Consider the following 11,675-nt stretch of genomic DNA (forward strand, 5'->3'; position numbering starts at 1 on the left):
CGTGACTAACTTGAAATACGCGGCATCTCGCCAGGGGATGACTATAACTCAGAGCTAATCAGGTGCTCACTCTTCGTTATTATCCGCCGTACGGGCCGCCGCTTCCGCCGCCGCCTCGGGCCCTTCCGTCAGCAGTGTCTCGAATCCGGCCTCGTCGAGGATCGGCACTTTCAGCGACATCGCCTTCTCCGCCTTGCTGCCCGGGTTGTCGCCCACCACCACGAAGTGCGTCTTCTTCGAAACGGATCCACTGACCTTGCCACCACGCGCCTGCACCGCCTCGGCGGCCCGGTCCCGAGAATAGGTGGAAAGCGTGCCGGTGACCACCACCGTGATCCCCTCCAGTGGCCGGGGTCCCTGTTCGGCCTGCTCCTCCGCCATCCGTACGCCGGCCTCGGTCCACTTGCGGACGACCTCCCGATGCCAGTCCACGGTGAACCACTCGCGCAGGCTGGTGGCGATGGTCGGGCCGACGCCGTCCACCGAGGAGAGTTCCTCCTCGGTCGCCACCTCGATCCGGGATACCGACCCGAAGTGGCGGGCCAGCGCCTGCGCGGCGGTCGGACCGACGTGCCGGATCGAGAGCGCCACCAGCACCCGCCAGAGCGGGCGCTGCCGCGCCTCGGTCAGGTTCTCCAGCAGCTTGGTCGCGTTGCCGCCGAGGGTGCCGTCCTTGTTCACGAAGAGCGGCACCCGGGCGAGCCGCTCCGCGTCCAGCGAGAAAAGGTCACCCTCGTCCACGATCACACCCGCGTCGAGCAGGGCGGCGGCGGCCTTCTCCCCCAGCACCTCGATGTCGAACGCGCCCCGGCCGGCCAGGTGGAAGACCCGCTCCCGCAACTGGGACGGGCAGGACCGGGCGTTGGGACAACGGATGTCGACGTCGCCCTCCTTGGCCGGCGCCAAGGGGGTGCCGCAGGACGGGCAGTGGGTCGGCATCTCGAACGGGCGGGCGTCGGCCGGACGCAGGTCGACCACCGGTCCGAGCACCTCCGGAATGACGTCACCGGCCTTGCGTACCACCACCGTGTCGCCGATCAGCACCCCCTTGCGAACCACCTCACGGGCGTTGTGCAGGGTCGCGAGCGCGACCGTGGAACCGGCCACCCGCACCGGCTCCAGCACCGCGAACGGGGTCACCCGACCGGTACGCCCGACGTTGACCTCGATGTCGAGCAGCTTGGTGGTGACCTCCTCGGGCGGGTATTTGAAGGCGATCGCCCAGCGTGGCGCCCGACTGGTGGAGCCGAGCCGGCCCTGGAGGGCGACCGGGTCGACCTTCACCACCACGCCGTCGATCTCGTGCTCGACGTCGTGCCGGTGCTCGTTGTAGTAGTCGATGTACGCGCGCACCCCGGCCAGGTCCGGCACCACCCGCCACCGGTCGCTGGTCGGCAGTCCCCAGGCGCGCAGCGCCGCGTACGACTCCGACTGGGCCACCGGTTCGAACCCACGCCGGGCGCCGATGCCGTGCACCACCATCCGCAGCGGGCGCGAGGCGGTGATCTTCGGATCCTTCTGGCGCAGGCTGCCCGCAGCCGCGTTGCGCGGGTTGGCGAAGGGCGGTCGCCCCTGCTCGACCTGGGCCGCGTTAACGTCGGCGAAGGCCGCGACCGGGAAGTAGATCTCACCCCGGACCTCCAGCAGTTCCGGGATGTCCGCCCCGTCGGCCAGCCGCTCCGGGACGCCCCGAATGGTCCGTACGTTCGGGGTAACGTCCTCGCCGGTGCGGCCGTCGCCCCTGGTCGCGGCCCGGACCAGCCGACCGTTCTCGTACGTCAGGTTGATCGCCAACCCGTCGACCTTCAACTCGCAGAGGTAACTGACCGCGCCCCCGGCGTCCCGTTCCACCCGCTCGGCCCAGGCAGCCAACTCGTCCGGGTCGAAGGCGTTGTCGAGCGACATCATCCGCTCGGCATGGGTGACCGGGGTGAACTGGGTGGAGAAGGTGCCGCCGACCCGCTGGGTGGGCGACTCGGGGGTACGCAGCGACGGAAACCGCTCCTCCAGCCCCTCCAGCTCACGCAGCATCCGGTCGAAGTCGGCATCCGGGATGCTCGGCGTGTCGAGCACGTAGTAGCGGTACTGGTGTTCACCGATCTCGGTGGCCAGCGCGGCGTGCCGCTCCCGGTCGGCCGCGCTCGGCTCAGCGCCGGCCGCCGCCTCCTGAGCGGCGCTGACCTGCTGCGGGATCGCTTCCTCTGACACCAGTTGACCTCCGTGCTCGCGTTACCCCCGCACCGTATCGGTCCGGACCGACAGCGGGCGGCCGGGGCGCCGAAGGTCCGGCCGACGGCCCCGTATTCGTCTGGTCAGTCCCAGGCGGCGCCGAGCGCGGCAAGTTGGTCGGCGTACTCGATCCGGTCGACCCACTCCGTAGGGAAGATCTCCACCCCACCGGCGGCCCCCAGGAAGGCACCGGCCAGGGCGGCGATCGAGTCCGAGTCACCGGCGGTGGTGGCGGCCCGGGCCAGGGCGGACACCGGGTCGTCCGGGTGCCGCAGCACGCAGAGCAGCGCGGTGGCGAGTGCCTCCTCGGCGATCCAGCCCTCACCGGTGGCCCGACACGGGTCGCCACCGTCGTCCGGCCCGGACAGCGCGGCGTCGAGCCGGTCGAGCACGGCCAGGCACTCGTCCCAGCCCCGGGCGATGAAACTCTCCGGATCACCGACGCCCGAGCGCCGCCACAGGTCACCCAGCCAGTCGTGCCGGTAGACGCCGCGTTGGCTGATCGCCCGGCGCCGCAGCGCCTCGGGCAGGTCGCCCAGGTCGGCGCCGTCGCGCAGGACCCGAACCGCGTACGCGGTCAATTCACTCGCCGCGAGCGCGGTCGGGTGCCCGTGGGTGAGCCCGGCCTGAAGCTGGGCGACTCCGGCAAGTGTCTCCAGGTCGTACCCGGGCACCAGTCCGACCGGGGTGACCCGCATGTTGGCACCGCAGCCCTTCGAGCCGACCACGGTCGCCGCCTGCCACGGCCCGCCCCTGGCCAGCTCGCCGCAGGCCCGCAGGCAGGTCATGCCGGGGGCCCGGTTGTTCTCCGGGCTGTGCGCCCAGTCCAGGAACCGGGCACGCAGCAGCGGCTCCAGGACCTTCGGGGTGGCGGCGGTGGCGTCGTACAACGCCCAGCCGACGGCGAGCGCCATCTGCGTGTCGTCGGTGACCTGTGCCGGGTCGCCGACGAGGTCACGCGGACCAGCAGGCCCGTAGCGCGCCTCGATTTCCGGGACCGTCATGAACTCGGTCGGTTTTCCCAGCGCGTCGCCGTACGCCAACCCGAACAACGAACCCGTTGCGGCGAGCGGCGGTGCTGCTGCTTCCGTCACACCCATCCGACGATCATGACCGGTGGGGGCAACGCCGACGGGTGGCAGGTCCACCCCGGTTCCACCGGACAACCGCGGACCCGGGGGGCGGAAACCAGCGTCGGTCAGACCTCGTAGAGCCGCTGGCCGGCTTCACGGGCGGCGGTGAGGGCGGCGCGGGCGTACTCGGGGGTCGCCCCGGCCAGGCCACAGGCGGGGGTGACCACTACCTGCCGGGCCAGCCGGGGCCGGGGGAAGCCGAGGCGGTCCCAGAGCTGACGTACCCGGTCGGCGGCGGTCTCCCCCGAGGGTCCGCGACCCGTCGCGGACGGCGTGGCCGGGATCGCGCCGACCAACATGCCGAGACCGGCCTCGATCGCCTCGCCGAGCGGGTCGAGCTGCGTGATCAGGTCGAGGTCGAACGCGACCCCGGTCGCACCGGCGGTACGGAACAACTCCAGCGGTACGTCCGGCGCGCAGCAGTGCACCAGCACCGGTGCGCCGACCACGTCCACCACGGCCCGGAGCAGATCCCGCGCGGTGGCCGTCTCGACCCGCCGGTACGCCCCGAAGCCGCTCTCCGTGGGTATGTGCCCAGCGAGCACCGCCGGCAGCGACGGCTCGTCGAGTTGCAGCAGTACGTTCGCTCCGGGCAGCCGGCGACGTACGTCGGCGACGTGGCCGCGCAGCCCTTCGGCGAGCGAGTCGGTGAGGTCGCGGACCGCTCCGGGGTCGCGGAGCAGCCGGCCGCCGATGGCCTTGTCGACCCCGGCCGCCATGGTCAGCGGCCCGGCCGCCTGGACCTTGACCGGCCCGGTGAACCCGTCGGCCTGTTCGGTGAGCTGGTCCAGGTCGCGTTCCATCAGGTCGTTCGCCCGGCGCAGGTCCTTTCCCGGCCGGGCGGCCACCCGCCACCGACCGGTGTACAGCTCGACCGGCAGGTCGACCAGGAAGCCGGCGGTGCGCCCGATCAGGTCGGCTCCGGGTCCCCGGGCGGGCAGTTCCGGCAGGTGCGGCAGTGCGGGCAGCTCGCCGAGGACGATCCGCTGCGCCTCCGCGATGTCCGTGCCGGGCAACGAACCGATACCGGTGGCCGCGCCGGCGGGCCAGGGCCATGACTGATCGCTCACAGGCCGAAGGCTAGTGCACCGGCGGCGACGCCGGCCGTCGCGCCGGCAACGCCGAGCAGACCGGCAACGCCGAACAGACCGGCAACGCCGAGCAGACCGGCAACGCCGAGCAGACCGGTCAGCCGGTGATGGTGGCGGAGCCGAGCACCACGTCCCCGGCCGGGTCCGGCCGGTACGCCACGATCGCCTGACCCGCCGCGACGCCGCGTACCGGGCGGTGCAGTTCGGCGTGCAGGGTGTCGCCGCTGACCTGGATGGTGGCGGGCACCACCTCGCCGTGGGCGCGGAGCTGGACCTGGCACTCGGTGGCGTCGGTCGGCAGGGCACCGCCGGTCCACACCGGACGTCGGGCGGCGACCGTGCTGGCCTCCAGCGCCTCGACCGGTCCGACCGTCACGGTGTTGGTGGTCGGGGTGATGGAGAGCACGTACCGGGGCTTGCCGTCGGGCGCGGGCACGCCCAGGGAGAGCCCCTTGCGCTGGCCGACCGTGTAGGCGTACGCACCGGCGTGGGCGCCGACCACCTCGCCGGTGCGGGAGTCGACGATGTCGCCGGGGGCCTCGCCGAGCCGGTCGGCGAGGAACTTGCGGGTGTCACCGTCGGCGATGAAGCAGATGTCGTGCGAGTCGGGCTTGTCGGCGACCGAGAGCCCGCGTTCGGCCGCCTCGACCCGGACCTGCGCCTTGGTCGAGTCGCCGAGTGGGAAGACCGACCGGTCGAGCTGCTCACGGGTGAGCACGGCGAGCACGTACGACTGGTCCTTGGCCAGGTCGACGCTGCGCCGCAGCAGTCCGTCGTCACCGCGCCGGGCGTGGTGGCCGGTGACCACGGCGTCGAACCCGAGGGCGATCGCGCGGTCCAGCACCGCGGCAAACTTGATCTTCTCGTTGCAGCGGAGGCAGGGATTCGGGGTACGACCGGCGGCGTACTCGGCCACGAAGTCGTCCACCACGTCCTCGTGGAAGCGGTCGGCCATGTCCCAGACGTAGAACGGGATGCCGATCACGTCGGCGGCCCGTCGGGCGTCCCGCGAGTCCTCCAGGGTGCAACAGCCGCGCGCCCCGGTCCGGTACGTCTGCGGGTTGCGCGACAGTGCCAGGTGCACCCCGGTCACATCGTGTCCCGCCTCCACCGCCCGTGCGGCGGCGACCGCCGAGTCGACCCCGCCGGACATTGCTGCCAGTACCCTCACCGGGAAACCCCCTTCAACCCTGTCGAGGGTAGCTCTGCCGCCGGCACGGTCAGCGCCGGGCGGACCTGGTCGCGCCAGCCCGACGCGCCCGCTCGACCGCGGCGGGCAGCGCCTCGATCAGCGCGTCGACGTCTCGCCGGGTGGAGGTGTGCCCGAGCGACAGGCGCAGCGACGAACGGGCCCGGTCGTGATCCGCCCCCATGGCGAGCAGCACGTGTGAGGGCTGGGCCACTCCGGCGGAACAGGCCGAGCCGGTCGAGCAGGCGATGCCCTGGGCGTCGAGCAGCATCAGCAGCGCGTCGCCCTCGCAGCCGGGGAAGGAGAAGTGGGCGTTGCCGGGGAGCCGGTCCACCAGGTCGCCGTTGCACACCACGCCCGGCACCACCTCGACCAGGCGCTCGGCCAGGTCGTCGCGGAGCGCGGCGACGCGGGCGGCGTACTCGCGCTGGCCGCCGACAGCGACCTCGACCGCCACCGCGAAGGCGACGATGCCGGCCACGTCGAGGGTGCCGGAGCGGACGTCCCGTTCCTGGCCACCGCCGTGCAGCAGCGGCGCGCAGGGTACGTCCCGGCCGAGCAGGAGCGCGCCGACGCCGGCCGGGCCGCCAATCTTGTGTCCGGTGAGGGTGAGCGCGGAGACGCCGCTGGCGGCGAAGTCGACCGGCACCTGGCCGACCGCCTGGACCGCGTCGGTGTGCAGCGGGATGCCCCGTTCGGTGGCGAGCTTCGCCAGTTCGGCGATCGGCTGCACCGTACCGACCTCGTTGTTCGCCCACATCACGCTGACCAGGGCGGTCTGCTCGCCGTACGCGTCGAGTTCGGCGGCGAGCGTGCCCGGGTCGACCCGACCGGTGGCGGCGACCGGCAGCAGCCCGGCCACGGCCGACTCGTGCTGCTCCAGCCAGTACACCGGGTCGAGTACGGCGTGGTGCTCGACCGCGCTGACCACCACCCGGTTGCGAGCCGGATCCGCGTCGCGACGGGCCCAGTAGATGCCCTTGAGGGCGAGGTTGTCGCTTTCCGTACCGCCGCCGGTGAAGATCACCTCGGAGGGGCGGGCACCGAGCACACCCGCGACCCGTTCCCGGGCCTCCTCGACGTGACGCCGGGCCGACCGACCGGCGGCGTGCAGCGACGAGGCGTTGCCGACCTCGCGGGCGGTGGCGACGTACGCCTCCAGTGCCGCCTCAAGCATCGGGGTGGTCGCAGCGTGATCCAGGTAAGTCATCGCGACAAGCCTATCCGCAGCCGTAAGGGGTGCACCGACTGGCGGCCTGGTAATCCCGGTCGCGGTGGGAAAGAATCACCGCTCGCCCGGTTCGCAACTAGTTAGGGCGGGGCGTCGGATATCCCATCGGTCCCGCCGGCTGGGCAGTACGCCAAAAGTGGCCGCCCGCATCCGGACGGCCACCCTGGCGTTTCACGTACCGCTCCTTACCGGTAGCGGTGCAACGGCGTGACTACTTGCGCTTGCGGATCTCCTCGGCGGCCTGCGGGACCACCTTGAGCAGGTCTCCGACCACCCCGAAGTCGGCCAGCTCGAAGATCGGCGCCTCGCCGTCCTTGTTCACCGCGACGATGGTCTTCGAGGTCTGCATACCGGCCCGGTGCTGGATGGCCCCGGAGATGCCGAGCGCCACGTAGAGCTGCGGCGAGACCGTCTTGCCGGTCTGTCCGACCTGGAACTGGTGCGGGTAGAAGCCGGAGTCGACCGCCGCGCGGGACGCGCCGACCGCGCCGCCGAGCAGGTCGGCCAGCTCCTCGACCAGCTTGAAGTTGTCGGCGTTGCCGACGCCGCGACCGCCGGAGACGACGACCGACGCCTCGGTCAGCTCCGGGCGGGAGCCCTTCTGTTCGGCCACCCGCCGCACCACCCTGGTCAGCTTGTCGGCCGCGCCGAGCTGGACCTCGACCCGCTCCACCTCGGGGGTGGCCGGGGCCGGGCTGGGGGTGACCGAGTTCGGCCGCAGGGTGACCAGCGGCAGACCGCGGGTCACCTTCGACTTCACGATGGTGGAGCCGGCGAAGGCGACCTGGGTCGCGGTGCCGTCGGCGGCCAGTTCGACCACGTCGGTGAGGATGCCGTTGTCCAGCTTGACCGCCAGCCGTCCGGCGATCTCCTTCCCCTCCTGGGTGGAGGGGAGCAGGACGGCGGCCGGCTGCACCCGGCGGACCAGATCGGCCAGGACGGTGGCCTTCGGCGCCACCAGGTGACCGTCGACCTCGTCGCTCTCGGCGGCGTAGATCTTGGCCGCGCCGTACTCGCCCAGCTTCTCGCGCAGCGCGTCGGCGGCACCGGGGCCACCGAGCACGACGGCTGCGGGGGTGCCCAGTTCCCGGGCAACGGTGAGCAGTTCGAGGGTGACCTTCTTGACACCGAACGTCTGGGTGGCCTCGACCACGACAAGCACTTCAGCCATGACCGTCTCTTCTCTCTCGAACCTGCTCAGACGAACTTCTCGGTGGCGAGGTACTCGACCAGCGCGACGCCGCCGGAGCCCTCGTCGGTGACCTTCGCGCCACCGGAGCGCGGCGGGCGCTTGCTGTGCTCGACCACCACGCTGGTCGCACCGGCGCTGCCCACCTCGGCCGCGGGCACCCCGAGGTCGGCCAGCGAGAGGGTCTGCACGGGCTTCTTCTTGGCCGCCATGATCCCCTTGAAGGAGGGGTAACGGGGCTCGTTGATGGTGTCCCAGACCGAGACGATCGCCGGGGTGGTGGCGCTGAGCACCTCGTACCCCTCCTCGGTCTGCCGCTCGGCGGTGAGCACGGTGCCGTCGGCCCCGGGCTCGACGGTGAGCGTGCGGGCGCCGGTCAGCGCGGCGATGCCGAGCCGCTCGGCGAGCATGTGCGGCAGCACCTGGACCCGGCCGTCGGTCGACTCCGCGCCGCAGATCACCAGGTCCGCGTCGAGCGTGCCGAGGGCGGTCGCGAGGACCCGGGAGGTGGTGACGGCGCAGGAGCCGTGCAGCGCGTCGTCGAGCACGTGTACGGCCTTGTCCGGCCCCATCGACAGTGCCTTGCGGATCGACTCGGTGGCCCGGTCCGGACCCATGGTCAGTACGGTGACCTCGCCACCGTGCGCTTCCTTGATCCGCAACGCCTCTTCGATGGCGTACTCGTCCATCTCGTTGATGACGTTGTTTGCCGACCCCCGGTCGGTGGTGTTGTCGTCACTGCGCAGGTTACGGTCCGCGCCCGAGTCGGGCACCTGCTTGACGAGTACGACGATGTTCATCGCGCTTCGACGACCCTCCTGTTGGTGTTGCCGGCATCGCCCGGTTCCGTGGCGCAGCGTCCCGCGTCCCTTAACGATCGGTCAACCGCGGCACGCTGTGGGGTTGCCCACCCGGCTATGTTACCTATCAGTAGCTTCGCTTTCCCGGGCACTCAGAGTGACGCAACTCACCGGGCGGCCGGAGTCGGAACGGATCGACCGCCGCCACGTCAGGAGGTGCTCAACGCGTCCCGGATCTTGTCGAGCATCGCCGCCTCAGCCTCGCTCACCCCGTCCGAGGCGCGAGCCACCTCGTCCCCGGCGCGGAGCACCGTGTGCCGATAGTGCTCCAACTCCCCCGGCGCCTTGGCCGACAGGATCTGCACCGCCCGCCGCAGCGCCGGCAACGCCACCGCCTCCACCTCCGCCGGCCGCAACTCACCCGGCGAGTCGCCCGACAACCGGGGCAGGCCACCGGTGGTCAGCACCTCCCGCACCAGGCCGGTGCTACCGGCGATCGCGTTGGAGGCGGCGAAGCTCTCCCTGACCATGGAAAGGACACCGGGTTCGGCGTTCGAGACCAGGAAGACCGCGCCGAACGCCGCGCTCTTGAGGGTCATCCTCTCCTCATCGGTGAGCGGCTCAGACACGGTTAAGGAGTGTAGACGTAGGGAGTGGTCGTGGTGACCGCGACAAACCCGAGTCGCTCCAGGATCGGCCGACTCGCAGGCGACGCGTCGACCTGCAACAGGGTGAAACCCCGGGCGTCGGCGAGCCGGGCCCGGTGGGTGACCAACGAACGGTAGATGCCCCGCCCCCGCCACTGCGGCAGCGTCGAACCGCCCCAGAGGGTGGCGAAGCCGGTGCCGGCGACGTACCGCACCCAACCGGCGCTCACCACCTGGCCGGACTCGACCTCCTCGGCCACCAGCACGGTCAGCGCCTGCGGCCAGACCTCCGAGCCCGCCGCACCGGCACCGGCGTGCGACACCCCCGGATCCGCCGCCAGCTCCCGCTCCAGCCCGTCGGCCAGCCAGCCCCGGGGCGAGTCCCAGACGATCGACTCCAGCTCCGCGATCCGGTCCAGGTCCGCGCGGGCGGTCACCTCACGCAGCCGTACGCCCGGCGGTGGCACCGGCAGCGTCGCCGCCAGGGCCGCGACCGGCCCGACCAGGACGGTCTCCTCCTCCTCCGGGACGAACCCGGCCGCCCGCAACCGGTCCGACAGGTCGGCCGGCTCGTCATGACCGTGCAGCTTCCACTCCACCTGCTCACCCCGGGCGGCGAAGATGTCCCGCTGCCGGGCGATCAACTCGTCCAACGCCGCGCCGGTCACGCCGCCGAGGCTCCGGTAACCGACGAACCCGCCGTGGTCGAGCCCGATGATCCGCACCAGCGGACCGTCCCGCTCCACCGTCACCCCGTCCGGCACCGGGTCCGGCGCACGGTCCCGAAGCTGGGCGTCGTACGCGCTCCGCAGTGTCGAAACATCCAGATCAGTCACCCACCCAGGCTACGGGCGACGTCGACCGGATAATTCGGGTCGTGCGCGAAAGAATCAGGCAATGGTGGAACCCGGACCGGTTGCAGGAGGTCGGCACCCGTCCGGACTACCGGTTCTCCCTCGCCAACGAGCGCACCTTCCTCGCCTGGCTCCGGACCGGGCTGGCGCTGATCGCCGGTGGACTGGCCATCGCCCAGTTCCTGCCCCCGCTGCCCCTGACCCACCTGCGCGAGGCGATCGCGGTCACCCTGCTCCTACTCGGCGGCGCGGTCGCACTGCACGCCGTCGACCGGTGGGTACGCACCGAACGCGCCATCCGGCTCGGCACCGAACTGCCCCCGTCCCGCTTCCCCGCCCTGCTCGCCCTGGTGGTCGCCGTCGGTGCGCTGGTGCTGATCGCGGCGACACTGCTCCGGCTCGGCGGCAACGGGTGAACCCCGGCCCGGGCAGGGACACCGGCAGCACCCCCGACCCGGGCCTGCAACCCGAACGGACCCGGCTGGCCCGACGGCGTACGGGACTCGCGATCGCCACCGTCGCGATCCTCGCCGTACGGTTGGCGCTGTCGTACGACGCCCTGATGCCGCTGGTCCTCGGCGGCGCGGTGGCGGTCGGGCTGCTCGCCGTCGGCGCCACCGTCATCCGTCGCGCGAGCCGGGCCGGTTCGCGGGTCGCCGGTGGACGGACCATGCCGGTGCTGGCACTGGTCGCCGTGGGATACGCCGGACTCGGCGTGCTGTTGGTGCTCGGAACGTTAGGTTGAGCCGACTCCGGTGGGTCATCATTGCCACATGGCCCGCCTGATGATGTTCGTCTTTGTCGCGCAGATCATCCTCGCCGCATGCGCATTGATCAGCTGTCTCTCCGCGGACGCGAGCGACATCCGCGCCCTGCCCCGATTCGCCTGGGTGCTGCTCATCCTCTTCTTCCCACTGCTCGGTTCGATCGCCTGGTTCTTCGTCGGCCGCCCGGCCGGCGCCACCACCACCGGTGCACCCGGAGCGGGCCCGATACGCGGAGCGGACCGAGGCCGGCCGGTCGCACCGGACGACAACCCCGAATTCCTCAACTCGCTCGCCGCCGAACAGGCGAAGAAGGACCGGGAACTCTTCGAACGCTGGGAGGAGGATCTGCGCCGCCGGGAGGGCGAGATCCGCCGCCGGGAGACCGACGATCCGCCGGTGGAAGAGAAGCGACCCGAGGTGTAACCGCACGACGGTTCCGGATCGACCGCTCCGATTCCGGCGCGCGGGCCGCCGCCCGTACCATGACGGCTGGCCCACGCCCGGCGCCCCGCCGGACCGGGCCCGCATGCCCGCGCGGAACCCTC

Annotated in this window: 12 protein-coding genes; 3 read left to right on the plus strand and 9 right to left on the minus strand. The window is 71.8% G+C overall.

From position 1 onward, the window contains the following. Positions 1-66: 66 nt before the first annotated feature. The 9 genes from ligA to ACIBF5_RS16595 form a co-directional block, all read right to left on the minus strand. A complete protein-coding gene (gene ligA / locus ACIBF5_RS16555) occupies positions 67-2,208 on the minus strand; it encodes an NAD-dependent DNA ligase LigA (RefSeq protein WP_396812360.1) in 2,142 nt (713 codons plus the stop codon). A 104-nt stretch (positions 2,209-2,312) separates the two neighbouring features. Further along, positions 2,313-3,329 (minus strand): ADP-ribosylglycohydrolase family protein, encoded by a 1,017-nt coding sequence (locus ACIBF5_RS16560; protein ID WP_396812362.1) that lies wholly within the window; start codon positions 3,327-3,329, stop codon positions 2,313-2,315. A 98-nt stretch (positions 3,330-3,427) separates the two neighbouring features. Further along, the gene (locus ACIBF5_RS16565) at positions 3,428-4,432 is read right to left on the minus strand and encodes a methionine synthase (protein ID WP_396812364.1); all 1,005 of its coding nucleotides are present in this window, start codon (positions 4,430-4,432) and stop codon (positions 3,428-3,430) included. A 118-nt stretch (positions 4,433-4,550) separates the two neighbouring features. Next, positions 4,551-5,624 carry a tRNA 2-thiouridine(34) synthase MnmA gene (gene mnmA, locus ACIBF5_RS16570; RefSeq protein WP_396812366.1) on the minus strand — a complete coding sequence of 358 codons (1,074 nt, stop codon included), beginning with the start codon at positions 5,622-5,624 and terminating at the stop codon, positions 4,551-4,553. A 49-nt stretch (positions 5,625-5,673) separates the two neighbouring features. Then, positions 5,674-6,852: a cysteine desulfurase family protein gene (locus ACIBF5_RS16575; protein ID WP_396812368.1), complete on the minus strand. Its 1,179-nt coding sequence runs from the start codon at positions 6,850-6,852 to the stop codon at positions 5,674-5,676. Positions 6,853-7,084: 232 nt separating this feature from the next. Continuing rightward, entirely contained in the window at positions 7,085-8,044 is a 960-nt protein-coding gene (locus ACIBF5_RS16580; protein ID WP_396812370.1) for an electron transfer flavoprotein subunit alpha/FixB family protein, read from the minus strand. 26 nt (positions 8,045-8,070) lie between these two features. Then, positions 8,071-8,862 (minus strand): electron transfer flavoprotein subunit beta/FixA family protein, encoded by a 792-nt coding sequence (locus ACIBF5_RS16585; RefSeq protein ID WP_396812373.1) that lies wholly within the window; start codon positions 8,860-8,862, stop codon positions 8,071-8,073. A gap of 209 nt (positions 8,863-9,071) precedes the next feature. Further along, positions 9,072-9,461: a hypothetical protein gene (locus ACIBF5_RS16590; protein ID WP_396812486.1), complete on the minus strand. Its 390-nt coding sequence runs from the start codon at positions 9,459-9,461 to the stop codon at positions 9,072-9,074. A gap of 32 nt (positions 9,462-9,493) precedes the next feature. Beyond that, positions 9,494-10,345, minus strand: coding sequence for a GNAT family N-acetyltransferase (locus tag ACIBF5_RS16595; RefSeq protein ID WP_396812375.1), 852 nt, complete (start codon positions 10,343-10,345; stop codon positions 9,494-9,496). A gap of 41 nt (positions 10,346-10,386) precedes the next feature. On the opposite strand from ACIBF5_RS16595, the gene ACIBF5_RS16600 reads away from it, so the two are divergent. The 3 genes from ACIBF5_RS16600 to ACIBF5_RS16610 are packed head-to-tail and all read left to right on the plus strand — an operon-like array spanning position 10,387 to position 11,553. Then, positions 10,387-10,779, plus strand: coding sequence for a YidH family protein (locus tag ACIBF5_RS16600; RefSeq protein WP_396812378.1), 393 nt, complete (start codon positions 10,387-10,389; stop codon positions 10,777-10,779). Beyond that, entirely contained in the window at positions 10,776-11,108 is a 333-nt protein-coding gene (locus ACIBF5_RS16605) for a DUF202 domain-containing protein (RefSeq protein WP_396812380.1), read from the plus strand. The genes ACIBF5_RS16600 and ACIBF5_RS16605 overlap by 4 nt, the downstream gene beginning before the upstream one ends. A gap of 28 nt (positions 11,109-11,136) precedes the next feature. Beyond that, a complete protein-coding gene (locus ACIBF5_RS16610; RefSeq protein WP_396812382.1) occupies positions 11,137-11,553 on the plus strand; it encodes a PLD nuclease N-terminal domain-containing protein in 417 nt (138 codons plus the stop codon). The last annotated feature ends 122 nt before the right edge of the window (positions 11,554-11,675 follow it).

It is taken from the genome of Micromonospora sp. NPDC050417 (assembly GCF_044458865.1).
Classification (GTDB): Bacteria; Actinomycetota; Actinomycetes; order Mycobacteriales; family Micromonosporaceae; genus Micromonospora_G.